Here is an 18,137-nt window from a genome sequence, read left to right on the forward strand (position 1 = left end):
ATAGTCGCCCAATGTGTCGCAAGCAATTGGCCGAACCGCTCTCGGCGAGATTTGATCGAGGCCATTTCAGTCCAGCCCGTGCCGCAGGCTCGCGGCGGCGGCAAACGGGCCGATCACGAGGCTGGCAAGCGACAGCGCGCAAAGGATCGAGAACGGTGTTCCAAAAAGTAGGGGACCCGAGATCGCCGCCTGTGAGGCGGCGACGCCGAAGATCAGCACCGGGATCGATAGCGGCAGCACCAGCACGGCGAGCAGCAGCCCGCCGCGATGCAGCGTCACCGCCAATGCCGCGCCGATCATGCCGGTGAAGGTCAGCGCCGGAGTTCCCGCCAGCAAAGTCGCTGCGACCGCAAGGGTCGCCGTGCCGTCGAGATTGAGCAGCAGGCCGAGCACCGGGGTTGCGATGATCAGCGGCAGCCCGGCGGCGATCCAATGCGCCAGCGCCTTGGCCGCGCAGGCGAGTTCCAGCGGCGTCCGGCTCATCACGATCAGATCGAGCGAGCCGTCCTCGTGATCGGCCGCGAACAGCCGGTCGAGGGTGAGCAGGCTCGCCAGCAGCGCGCCGAGCCAGAGGATCGCGGGGCCGAGCCGCGACAGCAGCGCCAGATCGGGCCCGACCGCGAACGGCATCAGCACCGTGACGGTGAGGAAGAACAGCACCCCGATCAGCGCCCCGCCGCCGACGCGCAGCGCGATGCGGATGTCGCGGCGGATCAATGCGGCCAGCGCGCTCATGCCGCGCCTCCCATCCGCAAATCGCGCGCATCGATGCCGAGCGGCAGATGGGTGGCAGCGACGATCAGGCCGCCGCTTGCGAGGTGGTCGCGCATCAGCCCCACGAACAGCGCCTGTCCGGCCGCATCGAGCGCCGATGTCGGCTCGTCCAGCAGCCAGACCGGCCGCCGCACCGAGAGCAGGCGCGCGATCGACAGGCGGCGGCGCTGGCCGGCCGAGAGGTAGGCCGCCGGCAGGTGCGCGGCATGGTCGAGAGCCACGGCAGCAAGGCAGCGGCCGGCATCCTCCGTCTCGCCGCCGAGGAATTCCCGCCAGAAGGAAAGATTTTCCGCGACGCTCAGCGCCGGCTTCAGCGCGTCGCGGTGGCCGAGATAGTGGGCCTGTTCGGGCAGGCTGAGTTCGGCGTCGCCGCCGTCGAGCGCGACCATGCCCTCGGCGGGAACCAGGAGCCCGGCGAGGACGCGCAGCAGCGAGGTCTTGCCCGCGCCGTTGGGCCCGGTGACGGCAAGCGCCTCGCCGGCCGTGGCCGACAGATCGAGGCCAGCAAACACCTCGCGTCCGCCGCGCACGCATTTCAGATTTCGTCCCGAGAGCCGCATGGTTCGTTGTGTCACAGCCCTCTGAAATCTTTCGCTACCGCGTGAGAATTTTTGGGTCGCGCAACGCTGTCGCACGCTTGTCGGTGTGGCGGTGCTTCTAGAAAGGTTCTATAAGCCCGGAACTTGATGCAGCACACACAATCGGCGGCCGCAAGCCATCCAGGCCATCCCCTCGGCCCATGTCGGTCGCCGGTGTTTAGTTACCCTTGCCGGGTATAACTGAGAATTGGGATCCTCCGCATGACCTCACTCGACAGCTTCAAATGCCGCAAGACCATGAAGGTCGGCGGCAAGTCCTACGTCTATTACAGCCTGCCCCAGGCAGAGAAGAACGGACTGAAGGGTATTTCGAAGCTGCCGTATTCGATGAAGGTTCTGCTTGAGAACCTGCTGCGCAACGAGGACGGCCGCACCGTCAAGAAGGAAGACATCGTTGCGGTGTCGAAGTGGCTAAAGAAGCGCCAGCTCGAGCACGAAATCGCGTTCCGCCCGGCGCGCGTTCTGATGCAGGATTTCACCGGCGTTCCGGCCGTGGTCGATCTCGCGGCGATGCGCAACGCTATGCAGAACCTCGGCGGCGATGCCGAGAAGATCAACCCGCTGGTGCCGGTCGATCTCGTCATCGACCACTCGGTGATCGTCAACTTCTTCGGTGACAACAAGGCGTTCGCGAAGAACGTCACCGAGGAATACAAGCAGAACCAGGAGCGCTACGAGTTCCTGAAGTGGGGCCAGAAGGCGTTCTCGAACTTCTCGGTGGTGCCGCCCGGCACCGGCATCTGCCACCAGGTCAATCTCGAATATCTCGCCCAGACGGTGTGGACCAAGAAGGAGAAGATGACGGTCGGCAAGAAGACCGGCACCTTCGAGGTCGCCTATCCGGACTCGCTGGTCGGCACCGACTCGCACACCACCATGGTCAACGGCCTCGCCGTGCTCGGCTGGGGCGTCGGCGGCATCGAGGCGGAAGCCTGCATGCTCGGCCAGCCGCTGTCGATGCTGCTGCCGGAAGTGGTCGGCTTCAAGCTCAAGGGCCAGCTTAAGGAAGGCGTCACCGCGACCGACCTCGTGCTGACAGTCACCCAGATGCTGCGCAAGCTCGGCGTGGTCGGCAAGTTCGTCGAGTTCTTCGGCCCGGGCCTCGATTTCCTGTCGGTCGCGGACAAGGCGACGATCGGCAACATGGCGCCCGAATACGGCGCGACCTGCGGCTTCTTCCCGGTCGATGCCGCGACCATCGATTACCTGAAGACCTCGGGCCGCAAGGCCGATCGCGTCAAGCTGGTGCAGGCCTATGCCAAGGCGCAGGGCCTGTTCCGTACCGCCAAGTCGGCCGATCCGGTGTTCACCACCACGCTGACGCTCGATCTCGCCGACGTCGTGCCGTCGATGGCCGGACCGAAGCGCCCCGAGGGCCGCATCGCGCTGCCGGCGGTGTCGACCGGCTTCGCGACCGCGCTGGTCGGCGAATACAAGAAGCCCGAGGGTGAGACGAAGCGCTTTGCGGTCGAGGGCCGCAATTTCGATCTCGGCCATGGCGACGTCGTGATCGCCGCGATCACCTCCTGCACCAACACCTCGAACCCGAGCGTGCTGATCGGCGCCGGGCTGCTGGCGCGCAAGGCGGCCGCCAAGGGTCTGAAGGCCAAGCCGTGGGTGAAGACCTCGCTCGCGCCGGGCAGCCAGGTGGTGGCGGAATATCTCGCCAATTCCGGCCTGCAGGCCGATCTCGACAAGGTCGGCTTCAACCTGGTCGGCTTCGGCTGCACCACCTGCATCGGCAATTCCGGTCCGCTGCCGGAAGACATCTCGAAGTCGATCAACGACAACGGCATCGTTGCCGCCGCCGTGCTGTCAGGCAACCGCAACTTCGAAGGCCGCGTCTCGCCGGACGTGCAGGCGAACTACCTCGCCTCGCCGCCGCTGGTGGTTGCGCATGCGCTCGCCGGCACCGTGACCAAGGATCTCGCAGTCGAGCCGATCGGCATCGGCAAGGACGGCAAGCCGGTGTTCCTGAAGGACATCTGGCCGACCACCAAGGAGATCAACGCCTTCATGAAGAAGTACGTCACCGCGACGATCTTCAAGAAGAAGTATGCCGACGTGTTCAAGGGCGACACCAACTGGCGCAAGATCAAGACCACGGAAAGCGAGACCTATCGCTGGAACATGAGCTCGACCTATGTGCAGAACCCGCCTTACTTCGAAGGCATGAAGAAGCAGCCGGACCCGGTCGTCGACGTGGTCGACGCGCGGATCCTCGCGATGTTCGGCGACAAGATCACCACCGACCACATCTCGCCGGCCGGTTCGATCAAGCTGACCTCGCCCGCCGGCAAGTTCCTCAGCGAGCACCAGGTGCGCCCCGCCGACTTCAACCAGTACGGCACGCGGCGCGGCAACCATGAAGTGATGATGCGCGGCACCTTCGCCAACATCCGCATCAAGAACTTCATGCTGAAGGGCGCCGACGGCAATATTCCGGAAGGCGGTCTCACCAAGCACTGGCCCGACGGCGCACAGATGTCGATCTACGACGCGGCGATGAAGTACCAGCAGGAGAACGTGCCGCTGGTGGTGTTCGCCGGCGCCGAATACGGCAACGGCTCGTCGCGCGATTGGGCTGCGAAGGGCACTCGCCTGCTCGGCGTGCGCGCGGTGATCTGCCAGAGCTTCGAGCGCATCCACCGCTCCAACCTGGTCGGCATGGGCGTGCTTCCGCTCACCTTCCAGGACGGCACCTCGTGGTCCTCGCTCGGCCTCAAGGGCGACGAGAAGGTCACGATCCGCGGGCTGCAGGGCGATTTGAAGCCGCGGCAGACGCTGACGGCCGAGATCGTCTCCGCCGACGGCGGCAAGCGGGATGTGCCGCTGCTCTGCCGCATCGATACGCTGGACGAGCTCGATTACTACCGCAACGGCGGCATCCTGCATTACGTGCTGCGCAAACTCGCGGCCTAGGCCTTTTGTTTGAGCATGGTCTGCCCGGAAAACCGCTTCACACTTTTCCGGACCATGCTCTTGCGCGGATTTGTGATCGGTGCCTCACTGCTTAGTGAGTAGCGGCTAAAAAGAAGGCGGCCTATGACAGGGCCGCTTTCTCGCGTTTTGGGGCACGCAAGTTCAGGGACAGACTTCATGCTCCGTACAATTACGGATAGAAATCATCACGACTGGTTCGCAGTATGACAGCGATGATGGCCTATAATTCTATCTCGCGATGGTCCAGCGCCCTCGGTTTCTGCGCGATCGTCGCTATCATCCGCCCCGCTCACGCCGACCCGCGTGCTGTCGTCGAGCTCTTCACCTCGCAGGGATGCTCCTCCTGTCCGCCCGCGGACAAGATCATCGGGGAGCTCGCGAAGGACCCCAACGTCATCGCGCTGAGCATGCCGATCGACTATTGGGACTATCTCGGCTGGAAGGACACGCTGGCTGATTCCCGTTTCAGCGCGCGCCAGAAGGCCTATTCGCACATGCGCGGCGATCGCGACGTCTACACGCCGCAGGCCGTGATCAACGGCTCCATGCATGTGATCGGCAGCGACCGTGCCAGCATCGAGAGCGCCATCAAGGACACCGAGAAGAGCGGCAACGTGATGTCGGTGCCGGTGACGATGACGCTGAGCGGCAAGCAGATCAACGTGTCGGTCGCCGCGTCGAAATCGCCCGCAGTGTCGCGCGGTGAAGTCTGGATCTGCTCGATCTCGAAGTCGGTGCCGATCTCGATCTCGCGCGGCGAGAATCGCGGCCACGAGATCACGTACCACAACGTGGTGCGCAATCTCCTGAAGGTCGGTGACTGGAACGGCTCGTCCGGGAGCTGGACCGTGCCGCTGGAGAACATCACGCGCGATGGCGTCGATGCCGCGGCCGTCTACGTCCAGGACGGCAACCGCGACAAGCCGGGCCCGATGCTGGGCGCCGCATTCACCTCGCTTCACTAGCACTCCGCAGCGCTCGCGGTCGTGGAGCTCCGCGCGTCGGCAAGCGCGCATCCACTGATTTGCTGAAAGCAAAGCGCCGAGGCTTCGCATGCGTCTCGGTCGCGCTGATCGAGCAGGGTCCCCAAAACAAAAAGGACCAACTTTCGTTGGCCCAGTGTTGGGATTTGATTCCCCTGCGAACAGGCCCGATCCCGACGGCCCCGGGGGGCTGGGGGCTGAGGAATCCGGAACCGAAAGGACCGGGCCAACGCAGGATTTTCTTTTCGCAGGGCAGCGGGGCGGGCGATGGGCGGAAGTGGGGCAGCAATATGATTCCTCTAACGTTCCCGTGACTCTTCGGTTTTCCGGACAATCCGTCGCGCCTGACCGTGGTTAAGGGCTGGTTGCGTTGCGAATGGCCCCTTGCGGCGTTCTGCGCTTAGCGCAATCATGTCACTCACGTGACGATCCCGAAGTGGGGGCACCGGCCTTCGGAACCCGATCGTCACCGGGATAACAGGAGGCGCTCGATGAGTCTGAACTCGGAGGACACTGATCCGAGTGGGAATCGTGCCGCGGCGCGTCCCGCCGCCGCGACCCCTCAGCCCAACCGCGTGACATTCAATCGACTTGAGCTCAACCGCATTCTCAATCTCTACGGCCGCATGGTTGCCGATGGCGAGTGGCGCGATTATGCGATCGACTTCCTCAAGGACCGCGCCGTGTTCTCAGTGTTCCGGCGCGCATCCGAAGTGCCGATCTACCGGATCGAGAAGGATCCCCGGCTGGCGCGCAAGCAGGGCATGTACAGCGTGATTTCGGCGACCGGCCTGATCCTGCGTCGCGGCCACGAACTCGAACGGGTGCTGTTCGTGATCGATCGCAAGCTGTCGCTGGTGTAGGCGCGGCAACTCGGCGCTTCGCTCATCCGGGCTACAGATCGGGGTATATCCAACCCGTCTAATCCGCCGGCACCGTCGCCGCGCCTTCGCCGAGCGCGCGCTGCATCAGCACGGTGTCGAGCCAGCGGCCGAATTTCAGGCCGACATTCGGGAGCGTCCCGATCATCTGAAAGCCGCAGCGGCGGTGCAGGCCGATCGAGCCGGCATTGGCCTGGTCCCCGATCACCGCGATCATCTGGCGGAAGCCGCGTCCGTCGCATTCGGCGATCAGGCGCTCCATCAGCTTGAGGCCGATGCCGCGGCGATGGACCGCGGGATCCAGATAGACCGAGTTCTCGACCGTGAAGCGATAGGCCGGCCGCGGCCGGTAGGGGCCGGCATAGGCGTAGCCGGCGACGCGGCCGTCCAGCACGGCGACGAAATAGGGGAAGTCGCCATCGATCAGCGCCCGGTAGCGGCGGGTCATCTCGGCAAGGTCGGGCGGGATCAGCTCGAAGGTCGCGGTGCCGAAGCGCACCGCGTGCTCATAGATCGCGGTGATGGAGGGCAGGTCCGCCTCGGCGGTCGGCCTGATTTCCGGATCGGGCAGAGCTGGTGTGGACATGCCGCAAGCGTATTTTTGCCCTGCGCAAAAGAAAAGCCCCGGCCGCAAGGCCGGGGCTCTGGTCGATCGGTTCGCTCGAGGCGCTTAGTCGCGCTGACCGAGCAGCTGCAGCAGCAGCGTGAACAGGTTGATGAAGTTCAGGTAGAGCGACAGCGCACCAGTGATTGCCGCACGCTCTGCCGCCACGCCACCCTGCGAGGCGTAGCCGTAGATGTAGTCGTTCTTCAGCCGCTGGGTGTCCCAGGCGGTGAGGCCCGCGAACACCAGCACGCCGACCACCGAGACGATGAACTGCAGCGCCGAGCTCGCCAGGAACAGGTTGACCAGGCTCGCGATGATGATGCCGATCAGACCCATGAACAGGAACGAGCCCATGCCGCTCATGTCACGCTTGGTGGTGTAGCCGTAGAGGCTCAGCGCACCGAACGTCGCCGCGGTGATGAAGAACACGCGCACGATCGAGGTGTGCGTGTACACCAGGAAGATCGACGACAGCGACAGGCCCATCAGCGCCGAGAACACCCAGAACAGCAGCTGGGCGGTCGCCGGCTGCAGGCGGTTGATGCCGGCCGAGATGACGAACACCATCGCCAGAGGGGCGAGGATGAACAGCCACTTCAGCGGGCTCACGAACATCGCGTAGCCGAACTGCGTCAGATAGGCGTTGCCGAACTTGGCGACGGCGGCGGACTGATCAGTGGTCACCGCACCCATGTAGACACCGAGCGCGGCCAAGCCGGTGATGGCGAGGCCGATGCTCATGTAGTTGTAGATGCGCAGCATGTAGGCGCGCAGACCGGCGTCGACGGCCGCAGCGTCAATGCGCCCGGCGGCCCGGCCGAAAGGAGAAGCGTAGTTACGGTCTAGGTCCGACATGGTCGAATTCCCGTGGTTGGTCCCGGTGGAGCGCAAGGGATTTGCGGCGCCGGTTCTAAATCTATCTCAGATGGCTCGGTTTGCGGAACATTAATTGCGTGTCATTCAAACCGACTATCCGACCCGAGTGGTATGTGGGAAATTAACACATCCGACGCAAGCTTCCACGCGCGGCCGAATGTCGCTCTAGCCTAGCATTTGTAGGCAAAACGGCGCTGCCGCCGCTACAAATTGTCACAAATTCCGCAGCACCGAGGCCGGCTTCTGGTTCAGCGCGAGCAGCGTTCCCGCCAGCCCCAATCCGACGGTGACGACCAGCGCGGCGACCACGACCAGCGCTGCGCTGCCGGCCTGCCAGATGAAACTCAGCGTCATCAGCCGCGTCACGATCAGCCAGGCCGCGACCGAACCGGCGATCACCCCGAAGATTGCGGTTGCAAAGCCGATCATCAGATACTCCAGCGCGTAGGCGCCGAGCAATCGCACCCGGGTTGCGCCGAGCGTCTTGAGGATCACGGCGTCATAGACGCGGTGGCGGTGGCCGGCGGCGAGCGCGCCGCCCAGCACCAGGATCGCCGAGATCAGCGTCACGGCGCTGGCGCCGCGGATCGCCAGCACCAGATTGCTGACCACGGCGCCGACCGTTTCCAGCGCCTCGCGGACCCGGACGCTGGTCACCATCGGGAACGCGTCGGCGACCTGCTTGATGATACGCGCATCATCGGTGGCGCCGGCATGGGGTTCCGTCAGGGTCGCGACGTGGCTATGCGGGGCGCCCTTGAAGGCATTCGGCGAGAACACCAGCACGAAGTTGATGCCGAGGCCCTGCCAGTCGATGTTGCGCAGATTGGCGATCTTGGCCGGAACATCGCGGCCGAGCACATTGACCACGATCTCGTCGCCGATCTTCAAGGACAGGCCGTCGGCGATCTTCTTCTCCATCGAGACCAGCGGAGGTCCGCTGTAGTCCGGTCCCCACCATTCGCCCTCGACGATCTTCGAGCCCTTGGGAACTTCGCCCGTGTAGGTCAGGCCGCGGTCGCTTTGCAGCACCCATTCCGAATCGACCGACGGCTTGAGCTGGTCGGCCTTGACGCCGCGCGCCGCGACGATGCGCCCGCGCAGCATCGCCACGTCCTCGATGGTCGAGTCCGGAGCGATCTGCTTGAGGAAAGCACCAAAGCGGTCGGCTTCGGTGGAGGGGATGTCGATGAAGAAGAACGACGGCGCCCGTTCCGGCAATGCGGCCAGGAATTGCCGGCGCAGATTGCCGTCGATCTGGGTGATGGTGACGAGCACCGCGAGCCCGAGGCCCAGCGACAGCACCACCGACGGCGTCAGCGCGCCCGGCCGGTGGATGTTGGCGATTGCGAGCCGCAGCATGGTGATGCGGCTGCGCGGCAGCCGCCGCGCCACCGCCATCAGGATTTCGGCGATCCCGCGCAGCAGCAGGAACACCGCGATCGACGAGGCAACGAACACGGTGGCGACCCGCTTGTCATAGGCGAGCCCGATCGCAACCCCGATCAGGAGCGCGACCACCACGGCCATCAGCGCCAGATAGCTCCAGCGCGGGCGATGCCACTCGCTGGCGACGGTCTCGCGGAACAGCGCGGCGACCGGTACGTCGTGGACCCGGCCGAGCGGCCACAGCCCGAACGCCAGCGCGGTGAGCTGGCCGTAGAGGAACGAGAGCGCGAGCTCGTCGGGATGCAGCGCCGGCACCACCGGCAGCGGCAGCACCTTGCCGAACAGGTCGACGATGACGAAAGGCAGCGCGGCGCCGAGCACCAGCCCGATCACCGAACCGATCCCGGCCAGCACCACCACCTGCGTGCAGTAGATCGTGAAGACGTCGCGGCCGGTTGCGCCGAGCGCCTTGAACGAGGCGATGACGTCGCGGCGCCGGTCGATATGGCTCTTCACCGCGTTGGCGACGCCGACGCCGCCGACCAAGAGTGCGGCGAGGCCGACCAGGGTCAGGAACTGGGTGAAACGGTTGATGGTGCGCTCAAGCTGCGGCGAGGCGTTGTTGCGGCTGCGGACCTCCCAGCCGGCCTCCGGCGCAGCAGCCCGTGCGCCGTCGATCAACGCGGTGGTGGCGCGATCGTCGTTGGCGCCGTCGGGCAGCTTCACCCGGTAGATCCAGCGTACCAGGCTGCCCGGCTGCAACAGGTCGGTGGCGCGCAAGCTCGCTTCGCTGATCAGGAAGCGCGGGCCGAGGCCGACGCCGCCGGCGAGCTTGTCGGGCTCGGCCGCCACCACGCTGCGGATCTGGTAGGTCGCGCTGCCGATGGTGACGCGGTCGCCGAGCTTCAGGTCGAGCCGCGCCAACAGCGTTGAATCGGCGGCCGCGCCATAGGCGCCGTCGCTTTCGGCCAGCAGGTCGGCTGTCGGCATGTTCGGCTCGAGCGTCAGCTCGCCGAGCATCGGATATCTGCCGTCGACCGCCTTGAGCTCGACCAGCGCCAGCTTGCCGTCACCGCTGCGGGCCATCGCGCGCAGCGTGGCCGCCACCGACACCTCGCCGCGGGTGCGCAGATACGCGACCTCCTCGGGCTTGGCTTCGCGCGAGATCAGCGAGAATGCGACGTCGCCGCCGAGCAGCGTGCGACCCTCGCGCGACAGGCCGTCGCCAAGGCTCGCGGCGACCGAGCCGACGCCGGCAATCGCCATCACGCCGAGCGCGATGCAGGCGATGAACACATAGAAGCCGCGCAGGCCGCCGCGCAGTTCGCGCAGCGCGTAACGGAAGGCAAGCGACGACGCGCGGCCCTGCACCGCGACTTCGGACGCAATGCTCATGTCGTTGATTGTCCGTCGATGCGACCGGAGCGCAGCCGCACGACACGATCGCAGCGCTGCGCCAGCGAGAGGTCGTGCGTCACCAGCACCAGCGTCATGCCGCGCTCGGCGTGCTTGGTGAAGAGCAGATCGATGATCTGCTTTCCCGTCGTCTCGTCGAGATTTCCGGTCGGTTCGTCGGCAACCAGGATGGTCGGATCGGGTGCGAGCGCACGCGCGATCGCGACGCGCTGCTGCTCGCCGCCGGAAAGCTGCGTCGGATAATGATGCAGCCGTTCGCCGAGCCCGACCGATTGCAGCTCCTGCGCGGCGCGCGCGGCGGCATCGGGATTGCCGGCGAGCTCGAGCGGCACGGCGACGTTCTCCAGCGCCGTCATGGTCGGGATCAGATGGAACGACTGGAACACGATGCCGACCTGGCGGCCGCGGAAGCGCGCCAGCGCATCTTCATCGAGGGCATTGAACGAGGTGCCGTCGACGACCACTTCTCCGCTGTCAGGACGTTCAAGCCCCGCCATCACCATCAGCAAGGTCGACTTGCCCGAACCCGACGGGCCGATCAGGCCGATGGCCTCACCCGCTGCCACACGAAGGCTGATATCTTTGAGGATATGGACCCGAGCCGCGCCGGTGCCGAGCGAGAGATTGACGTTCCTGACGGCAATGGTGTCCGGCTCGACGTCGGTCAGTGAAGAGGATTCGATGAGACTGTCCATGGTTCGGTCATATGGCACTTCCGCTGCTGCGGTCGAGGGCCGGTTGAGGATCTTCGTGCACATACTCGTGTTGCTTATGGGCTTGATGACGGCGGCAAGTGCGCAGACGCCAGCACCGGACAATGCCCCGGCGCAAGGTTCGGCGAAACCGATCAAAATGGTGGTTCTGGGCGATTCCCTGAGCGCCGGTTACGGCCTTCCGGCCGCGGCGGCATTTCCGGTCCGGCTGCAAAAAGCCTTGGAAGCCAAGGGGATAAAGGTCGAGATGACGAATGCCGGAGTGTCCGGCGACACCGCCTCAGGGGGCCGCGAGCGGCTCGACTGGTCGGTGGCCGACGGAACTGCCGCCGTGATCGTCGAGCTCGGCGCCAACGATGCGCTGCGCGGCATCGATCCCTCGGTGACGCGTGCCGCGCTCACCGACATCATCACAAAGTTGCAGGCGCGCAAGATCGCCGTGCTCTTGTGCGGCATGCTCGCGCCGCCGAACTATGGCAGCGAGTATGCGGCGAAGTTCAACGCGATCTATCCGGATCTGTCGAAATCGCTTGGCGTGCCGCTCTATCCGTTCTTCCTCGATGGCGTGGCTGCCGATGCCAAGCTCAATCAGGCGGACGGCATGCATCCGACGGCGGAAGGTGTGGACATCGTCGTGAAGAATATCCTGCCCACGGTGGAGGCATTTCTCGGCGCAATATCAGGGCAACGCAGTTGAAACGCAGGCAGCGGGCCGTGTTGTGCCCGTAGGTTTACGAGCTGTTAACGGGTCGTGCTTCGCAGAGTCACATATCTCGGGTACAAATAGGCATCGGTGATTCGTCACCGGGCTGTTACAGGGCCGGGCTCCCAAAACCCGCGCCAAGCATCGAGGATTAATGCGATGCCGCGTCTGTTCACTGGACTGGAAATTCCGGCCGAGATCGGCCAGACACTTTCCAATTTGCGTGGCGGCCTTCCCGGCGCACGCTGGATTGATCCCGAAAATTATCACGTCACTCTGCGCTTCATCGGCGATATCGATGGCCTCTGGGCCAACGAGATCGCGACGATGCTGTTTCGGGTGAACCGAAAGCCGTTCGAGGTCAAATTGCAGGGCCTGTCGAGCTTCGGCGGACGCAAGCCGCGCGCGGTGGTTGCCGCCGTCGAGCCCAGCCGGCCGCTGATCGAACTGCAGGCCGAGCTCGAGCGGATGATGCAGCGGATGGGGCTCAATCCCGAGGGCAGGAAATTCACGCCCCATGTCACGCTCGCGCGTCTGCATGACGCATCGAGCCAGGACGTTGCGGATTATCTGTCGGTGCGCGGCTACTTTCCGAGCCGCAGCTTCATGGCAGACCGCTTCGTGCTGTTCTCGTCGCGCGCGTCGACGGGCGGCGGCCCCTACGTGGTCGAGGATGCCTACGCGCTCTGCGCGTAAGGTTTCTTAGGATCGCGGCTTGAGGTGTTGGGCAGCGGCTGGTGCGGTCGGCCGTGGTATGCAAGGGCTTGCGCTTGCATACCCACCTGCCTTGCATACCCACTGGCCCAATTCACGGCTTGCAATTTTCCGCGCACTAGGGCCGTAAGGTGGGCCCATGCTGTCCACCTCGCCGAGTTCCTTTCTCGAACACTACAACGCCCTGGTCGCCTCCGGCGCGATTGAGGCCGATCCCGCGCAGGCCCGCGCCGCCGAAGCATTCGGTGCGCTGGACGAGCGGCTCGTGAGCTACAAGCCGCAGCGCAAGCAAAGCCTGCTCGGACGGCTGTTCGGCGGCGACAAGGACGACAAGCCGCCGCGCGGCCTCTACGTCCATGGCGAGGTCGGCCGCGGCAAGACCATGCTGATGGACCTGTTCTTCCAGCAGAGCCCGGTCGAGCACAAGCGCCGTGCGCATTTCCACGAATTCATGGCCGAGGCGCATGAGCGCATCTATGGCTACCGCCAGCAGATCGCGCGCGGCGAGATCGCAGACGGCGACGTGATCGCGCTCACCGCGCAAGCGATCTTCGACGAAGCGTGGCTGCTCTGCTTCGACGAATTCCACGTCACCGACATCGCGGATGCGATGATCCTCGGACGGCTGTTCGCAAAGCTGTTCGATCTCGGCACCGTCGTGGTCGCGACCTCGAACGTCGCGCCTGACGATCTCTACAAGGGCGGCCTCAATCGCGCGCTGTTCCTGCCGTTCATCGCACAGATCACCGACCACATGGATGTGCTGCGGCTCGATGCGCGTACCGACTTCCGGCTCGAGAAGCTCGTCGGCGTGAAGATGTGGCTGGTGCCCGCCGATGACGCGGCTCGCGATGTGCTCAATGCGGCGTGGCGCAAGATGACCGGCAACGCGCCGTGCAAGGCGCGCCTTATCGAGATCAAAAAGCGTTTGCTGACTGTGCCGTGCTCGTCGCATGGCGTCGCGCGCTTCAGCTTCGCCGATCTCTGCGAGAAGCCGCTTGCCGCGTCCGATTACCTCAGGCTCGCGCACGACTACCACACGATCCTGATCGACCATATTCCCGTGATGGACTACGCCGAGCGCAACGCTGCCAAGCGCTTCATCTCGCTGATCGACACGCTCTATGACAATGCCGTGAAGCTGATGGCCTCGGCCGAGGCCGATCCGGTGTCGTTGTACCTTGCGGAAGACGGCATCGAGGCGATGGAGTTCAAGCGCACGTCCTCGCGCCTGATCGAGATGAGCTCGGAATCCTATTTGGCGCTGCCGCACGGCCGCAAGGACTCCTCGGCCAGCGGCGCGTCGACCGGCCTGGTCGAAACCTGAAATTCAGCCTTGAAATCCAGTCTCGAAATTCGGTCTTGAAATTGGTCTTGCGCGCGGTCCGGATCGGAGCAACTTTTCGTGTCTCCGGGCGGATGTTGCTGGCATGCCTGACCGAATTGCAGGCACGACCCGCAATCGGGCAGGCCGCGACTTGAATGGATCATTCGAAAGGGATAACCACCCTTGCAACCGACTTCCCTCCCTCCTGCACCAGTTCAAAGGACTGATTTCCCATGGCACGCGACAAGATTGCTCTGATTGGCTCCGGACAGATCGGCGGAACGCTGGCGCACCTGGTTGGCCTCAAGGAACTCGGAGACGTCGTGCTGTTCGATATCGCCGAGGGCGTGCCGCAGGGCAAAGCGCTCGACATCGCGCAGTCGTCGCCGGTCGACGGCTTCGACTCCAATCTGGTCGGCGCCAACTCCTATGAAGCACTCGACGGCGCCAAGGTCTGCATCGTCACCGCGGGCGTGCCGCGCAAGCCTGGCATGAGCCGCGACGATCTGCTGTCGATCAACCTCAAGGTCATGGAGCAGGTCGGCGCCGGCATCAAGAAGTACGCGCCCGACGCCTTCGTCATCTGCATCACCAATCCGCTGGACGCGATGGTCTGGGCGCTGCAGAAGGCCTCAGGCCTGCCGCACAAGAAGGTGGTCGGCATGGCCGGCGTGCTCGACTCCGCGCGCTTCCGCTATTTCCTGGCCGACGAATTCAACGTCTCGGTCGAGGACGTCACCGCCTTCGTGCTCGGCGGCCACGGCGACACCATGGTGCCGCTGACCCGCTACTCGACCGTCGCCGGCATTCCGCTGCCCGATCTCGTCAAGATGGGCTGGACCTCGCAGGCGCGCATCGACGAGATCGTCGACCGCACCCGCAACGGCGGCGCCGAGATCGTCAACCTGCTCAAGACCGGCTCGGCCTTCTACGCGCCGGCGGCGTCCGCGATCCAGATGGCCGAGAGCTATCTGAAGGACAAGAAGCGCGTGCTGCCCTGCGCCGCCTATCTCAACGGCGAGTACGGCGTGAAGGACATGTATGTCGGCGTGCCCACCGTGATCGGCTCCAAGGGTATCGAGCGCATCGTCGAGATCGAACTCGCCGGCAAGGACCGTGAAGCCTTCGACAAGTCGGTTGCCTCGGTGCAGGGCCTGGTCGACGCCTGCAAGAAGATCGCGCCCGATCTGCTCGGCAAGTAATCTCAATCGGCAATGGCCCGATAGGCGACTTCTATCGCCTGTCGGGCGCAAGATGATGAAATTCCGGCGAATTTTGTAGTTGCGCGAGTCTTGGTATATGGTATGCCAGTCTCAAGGCTGACCTAAAGGGTCGCCGCACGAGGGTTTGGGAGCGTCTTTCCATGAATATCCACGAATACCAGGCCAAGGCGTTGCTGCACGAATTCGGCGTGCCGATCTCGCGCGGCGTGCCGGTGCTGAAGCCGGAGGATGCCGATGCGGCGGCCAAGCAGCTCCCCGGCCCGATCTGGGTGGTGAAGAGCCAGATCCATGCCGGCGGTCGCGGCAAGGGCAAGTTCAAGGAGGCTTCGGCCGGCGACAAGGGCGGTGTCCGCATCGCCAAGTCGGTTGCCGAGGTCGACGAGTTCACCAAGCAGATGCTCGGCGCGACGCTGGTCACGGTGCAGACCGGCCCGCACGGCAAGCAGGTCAATCGCCTCTACATCGAGGAAGGCTCCGACATCGACAAGGAGTTCTATCTCTCGATCCTGGTCAATCGCGAGACCTCCGAGATCTCCTTCGTGGTGTCGACCGAAGGCGGCGTCAACATCGAGGACGTCGCGCATTCGACCCCGGAAAAGATCGTCTCGTTCTCGGTCGATCCCGCCACCGGCATCATGGCTCACCACGGCCGCACGGTTGCCGAGGCGCTGAAGCTGAAGGGCGATCTCGCAAAGCAGGCCGAGAAGCTGACCGGTCAGCTCTATGCCGCGTTCGCCGCCAAGGACATGGCGATGCTCGAGATCAATCCGCTCGTCGTCACCAAGCAGGGCCAGCTCCGCGTGCTCGACGCCAAGGTGTCGTTCGACAGCAACGCGCTCTACCGGCACCCGGACGTGGTCGCGCTGCGCGACGAGTCCGAGGAGGACGCCAAGGAGATCGAGGCGTCGAAATACGACCTCAACTATGTCGCGCTCGACGGCACGATCGGCTGCATGGTCAATGGCGCCGGCCTCGCCATGGCGACGATGGACATCATCAAGCTCTACGGCATGGAGCCGGCGAACTTCCTCGATGTCGGCGGCGGCGCCAGCGCGGAGAAGGTTGCGGCTGCGTTCAAGATCATCACCGCCGATCCGAACGTGAGGGGCATCCTGGTCAACATCTTCGGCGGCATCATGAAGTGCGACGTGATCGCCGAGGGCGTGGTCGCCGCGGTCAAGCAGGTCGGCCTCAAGGTGCCGCTCGTGGTGCGCCTCGAAGGCACCAATGTCGAGCAGGGCAAGAAGATCATCCGCGACAGCGGTCTCAACGTGGTGCCCGCCGACAATCTCGATGACGCCGCACAGAAGATCGTGAAAGCCGTCAAGGGAGGCTAACGATGGCCGATCATCTCGACGCTCCGACCCCGCTGGACGAACACCGCAAGCTCGCGGTTTTCGCGGGCGAGTGGAACGGCGACGAGATGGTCTATCCGTCGCGCTGGACCGCAGGCGGTCCGGCCACTTCCCATGTCGTTGCGCGCATCGCGCTCAACGGTTTCTACCTGATCCAGGACTGCGTGCAGACCCGTGACGGCAAGGAGAGCTTCGCCACCCACGGCGTCTTCACCTACGACCGCGAGGATCGCGCCTACCGATTGTTCTGGCACGATTCACTCGGATACTACCCGCCGTCGCCGGCGTCCGGCGGCTGGGCGGGCAAGTCGCTGATCCTGGTGCGCGGCTCGCTGCGCGGCAATGCCCGTCACGTCTACGAGGTCGTCGACGACAACACCTACAACATGAAGATCCAATTCTCGCCTGACGCGGAAGGGTGGGCCGACGTGCTCACCGGCGTGTACCGGCGTATCCACTGAACCCTTCACCGATCGTCTCGCGAAAGCATCTCGAACCATGTCCATTCTGATCGACAAGAACACCAAGGTCATCTGCCAGGGCTTCACCGGCAAGAACGGCACGTTCCATTCGGAAGCGGCGATCGCTTACGGCACCAAGATGGTCGGCGGCGTGGCGCCGGGCAAAGGCGGTCAGACGCATCTCAATCTGCCGGTGTTCGACACCGTCGCGGACGCGCGTGCCAAGACCGGCGCCGACGCCAGCGTGGTCTATGTCCCGCCGCCGGGCGCCGCCGACGCGATCTGCGAGGCGATCGATGCCGAGATCCCGCTGATCGTCTGCATCACCGAGGGCATTCCGGTGCTCGACATGGTACGCGTCAAGCGCTCGCTGTCGGGTTCGAAGTCGCGGCTGATCGGGCCGAACTGCCCGGGCGTGATGACCGCCGGCGAGTGCAAGATCGGCATCATGCCGGCCAACATCTTCAAGCCCGGCTCGGTCGGCATCGTCTCCCGCTCCGGCACCCTGACCTATGAAGCGGTGTTCCAGACCACCCAGGAGGGCCTCGGCCAGACCACCGCGGTCGGCATCGGCGGCGATCCGGTCAAGGGCACCGAGTTCATCGACGTGCTGGAGATGTTCCTGGCCGACGAGAAGACCAAGTCGATCGTCATGATCGGCGAAATCGGCGGCTCCGCCGAGGAAGACGCCGCCCAGTTCCTCAAGGACGAGGCCAAGCGCGGCCGCAAGAAGCCGATGGTCGGTTTCATCGCCGGTGTTACCGCACCTCCCGGCCGCCGCATGGGTCATGCCGGCGCGATCATCTCCGGCGGCAAGGGCGACGCCGGTTCCAAGACCGCGGCGATGGAAGCCGCCGGCATCAGGGTGTCGCCGTCGCCGGCACGGCTCGGGCACACGCTCGCGGAGATGCTGAAGTAACCTCCGTCAGGCGAAGTTCCCTTCGCGTTTTGGCGTGATTTTGGGCGGGTTCTCATTGGGGAACCCGCCTTTTTATTGCGTTTTGCCGCCAGAATGCTGATCAATAAAATATGAAAATAAGTTCATTTCTTGGTTCTTTTAGGCAGGAATATCGCGCCTAGATGGGGTAAAGGGTATCTATCCAGCCGGCGCACTTCCAGACCGGCATCAGCGCCGTCTCCTACGCGCGAACCGAAAAAAATCACCAGGACTGC

At 64.5% G+C, this 18,137-nt stretch carries 16 protein-coding genes; 10 read left to right on the forward strand and 6 right to left on the reverse strand.

Annotated elements, in window-relative coordinates:
• Positions 1-66 precede the first annotated feature (66 nt).
• A complete protein-coding gene (gene ccmB / locus BraRD5C2_RS38810) occupies positions 67-735 on the reverse strand; it encodes a heme exporter protein CcmB (RefSeq protein ID WP_223977707.1) in 669 nt (222 codons plus the stop codon).
• Positions 732-1,334 (reverse strand): heme ABC exporter ATP-binding protein CcmA, encoded by a 603-nt coding sequence (gene ccmA, locus BraRD5C2_RS38815; protein WP_223977870.1) that lies wholly within the window; start codon positions 1,332-1,334, stop codon positions 732-734. Before ccmA ends, ccmB begins: the two co-directional genes overlap by 4 nt.
• A 240-nt stretch (positions 1,335-1,574) precedes the next feature.
• Between ccmA and acnA the strand changes: the two genes are divergently transcribed.
• The 3 genes from acnA (at position 1,575) to BraRD5C2_RS38830 (ending at position 6,162) form a co-directional block, all read left to right on the forward strand.
• Positions 1,575-4,295, forward strand: a complete 2,721-nt coding sequence (acnA, locus tag BraRD5C2_RS38820; RefSeq protein WP_223977709.1) for an aconitate hydratase AcnA — start codon at positions 1,575-1,577, stop codon at positions 4,293-4,295.
• Positions 4,296-4,519: 224 nt separating this feature from the next.
• A complete protein-coding gene (locus tag BraRD5C2_RS38825; protein WP_223977712.1) occupies positions 4,520-5,281 on the forward strand; it encodes a DUF1223 domain-containing protein in 762 nt (253 codons plus the stop codon).
• A gap of 509 nt (positions 5,282-5,790) precedes the next feature.
• Positions 5,791-6,162, forward strand: a complete 372-nt coding sequence (locus BraRD5C2_RS38830; protein WP_223977714.1) for a DUF2794 domain-containing protein — start codon at positions 5,791-5,793, stop codon at positions 6,160-6,162.
• 58 nt (positions 6,163-6,220) lie between these two features.
• Here BraRD5C2_RS38830 and BraRD5C2_RS38835 read toward each other — a convergent pair whose 3' ends face one another.
• The 4 genes from BraRD5C2_RS38835 to BraRD5C2_RS38850 all read right to left on the reverse strand — a co-directional run bounded on the left by BraRD5C2_RS38835 (position 6,221) and on the right by BraRD5C2_RS38850 (position 11,163).
• Complete coding sequence (locus BraRD5C2_RS38835) at positions 6,221-6,751, reverse strand: GNAT family N-acetyltransferase (RefSeq protein WP_223977873.1); 531 nt, start codon at positions 6,749-6,751, stop codon at positions 6,221-6,223.
• 99 nt (positions 6,752-6,850) lie between these two features.
• Complete coding sequence (locus BraRD5C2_RS38840; protein ID WP_097675972.1) at positions 6,851-7,642, reverse strand: Bax inhibitor-1/YccA family protein; 792 nt, start codon at positions 7,640-7,642, stop codon at positions 6,851-6,853.
• 234 nt (positions 7,643-7,876) lie between these two features.
• Positions 7,877-10,447, reverse strand: a complete 2,571-nt coding sequence (locus tag BraRD5C2_RS38845) for an ABC transporter permease (RefSeq protein ID WP_223977716.1) — start codon at positions 10,445-10,447, stop codon at positions 7,877-7,879.
• Positions 10,444-11,163 (reverse strand): ABC transporter ATP-binding protein, encoded by a 720-nt coding sequence (locus BraRD5C2_RS38850; RefSeq protein ID WP_223977718.1) that lies wholly within the window; start codon positions 11,161-11,163, stop codon positions 10,444-10,446. The genes BraRD5C2_RS38845 and BraRD5C2_RS38850 overlap by 4 nt, the downstream gene beginning before the upstream one ends.
• A 55-nt stretch (positions 11,164-11,218) precedes the next feature.
• Here BraRD5C2_RS38850 and BraRD5C2_RS38855 point away from each other — a divergent pair, with 55 nt between their 5' ends.
• The 7 genes from BraRD5C2_RS38855 to sucD all read left to right on the forward strand — a co-directional run bounded on the left by BraRD5C2_RS38855 (position 11,219) and on the right by sucD (position 17,883).
• Positions 11,219-11,878 (forward strand): arylesterase, encoded by a 660-nt coding sequence (locus BraRD5C2_RS38855; RefSeq protein ID WP_374708104.1) that lies wholly within the window; start codon positions 11,219-11,221, stop codon positions 11,876-11,878.
• 165 nt (positions 11,879-12,043) lie between these two features.
• Positions 12,044-12,580: an RNA 2',3'-cyclic phosphodiesterase gene (gene thpR, locus BraRD5C2_RS38860; RefSeq protein WP_223977720.1), complete on the forward strand. Its 537-nt coding sequence runs from the start codon at positions 12,044-12,046 to the stop codon at positions 12,578-12,580.
• Between the two features lie 157 nt (positions 12,581-12,737).
• Entirely contained in the window at positions 12,738-13,925 is a 1,188-nt protein-coding gene (zapE, locus tag BraRD5C2_RS38865; RefSeq protein WP_223977723.1) for a cell division protein ZapE, read from the forward strand.
• Between the two features lie 233 nt (positions 13,926-14,158).
• Positions 14,159-15,127 carry a malate dehydrogenase gene (gene mdh, locus BraRD5C2_RS38870; RefSeq protein ID WP_223977725.1) on the forward strand — a complete coding sequence of 323 codons (969 nt, stop codon included), beginning with the start codon at positions 14,159-14,161 and terminating at the stop codon, positions 15,125-15,127.
• Positions 15,128-15,288: 161 nt separating this feature from the next.
• Positions 15,289-16,485, forward strand: a complete 1,197-nt coding sequence (gene sucC / locus BraRD5C2_RS38875; protein WP_223977727.1) for an ADP-forming succinate--CoA ligase subunit beta — start codon at positions 15,289-15,291, stop codon at positions 16,483-16,485.
• Between the two features lie 2 nt (positions 16,486-16,487).
• The gene (locus BraRD5C2_RS38880) at positions 16,488-16,964 is read left to right on the forward strand and encodes a DUF1579 family protein (RefSeq protein ID WP_092121609.1); all 477 of its coding nucleotides are present in this window, start codon (positions 16,488-16,490) and stop codon (positions 16,962-16,964) included.
• A 37-nt stretch (positions 16,965-17,001) separates the two neighbouring features.
• The gene (gene sucD, locus BraRD5C2_RS38885) at positions 17,002-17,883 is read left to right on the forward strand and encodes a succinate--CoA ligase subunit alpha (protein ID WP_223977729.1); all 882 of its coding nucleotides are present in this window, start codon (positions 17,002-17,004) and stop codon (positions 17,881-17,883) included.
• Positions 17,884-18,137 lie beyond the last annotated feature (254 nt).

It is taken from the genome of Bradyrhizobium sp. RD5-C2, from assembly GCF_019972155.1.
In the GTDB taxonomy this organism is placed as follows: domain Bacteria; phylum Pseudomonadota; class Alphaproteobacteria; order Rhizobiales; family Xanthobacteraceae; genus Bradyrhizobium.

Bases quoted from the DNA above. Each gene is read 5' to 3' on its own strand.
- ccmB (WP_223977707.1), bottom strand. From the start codon at position 735: ATGAGCGCGCTGGCCGCATTGATCCGCCGCGACATCCGCATCGCGCTG.
- ccmA (WP_223977870.1), bottom strand. From the start codon at position 1,334: ATGCGGCTCTCGGGACGAAATCTGAAATGCGTGCGCGGCGGACGCGAG.
- acnA (WP_223977709.1), top strand. From the start codon at position 1,575: ATGACCTCACTCGACAGCTTCAAATGCCGCAAGACCATGAAGGTCGGC.
- BraRD5C2_RS38825 (WP_223977712.1), top strand. From the start codon at position 4,520: ATGACAGCGATGATGGCCTATAATTCTATCTCGCGATGGTCCAGCGCC.
- BraRD5C2_RS38830 (WP_223977714.1), top strand. From the start codon at position 5,791: ATGAGTCTGAACTCGGAGGACACTGATCCGAGTGGGAATCGTGCCGCG.
- BraRD5C2_RS38840 (WP_097675972.1), bottom strand. From the start codon at position 7,642: ATGTCGGACCTAGACCGTAACTACGCTTCTCCTTTCGGCCGGGCCGCC.
- BraRD5C2_RS38845 (WP_223977716.1), bottom strand. From the start codon at position 10,447: ATGAGCATTGCGTCCGAAGTCGCGGTGCAGGGCCGCGCGTCGTCGCTT.
- BraRD5C2_RS38850 (WP_223977718.1), bottom strand. From the start codon at position 11,163: ATGGACAGTCTCATCGAATCCTCTTCACTGACCGACGTCGAGCCGGAC.
- thpR (WP_223977720.1), top strand. From the start codon at position 12,044: ATGCCGCGTCTGTTCACTGGACTGGAAATTCCGGCCGAGATCGGCCAG.
- zapE (WP_223977723.1), top strand. From the start codon at position 12,738: ATGCTGTCCACCTCGCCGAGTTCCTTTCTCGAACACTACAACGCCCTG.
- mdh (WP_223977725.1), top strand. From the start codon at position 14,159: ATGGCACGCGACAAGATTGCTCTGATTGGCTCCGGACAGATCGGCGGA.
- sucC (WP_223977727.1), top strand. From the start codon at position 15,289: ATGAATATCCACGAATACCAGGCCAAGGCGTTGCTGCACGAATTCGGC.
- BraRD5C2_RS38880 (WP_092121609.1), top strand. From the start codon at position 16,488: ATGGCCGATCATCTCGACGCTCCGACCCCGCTGGACGAACACCGCAAG.
- sucD (WP_223977729.1), top strand. From the start codon at position 17,002: ATGTCCATTCTGATCGACAAGAACACCAAGGTCATCTGCCAGGGCTTC.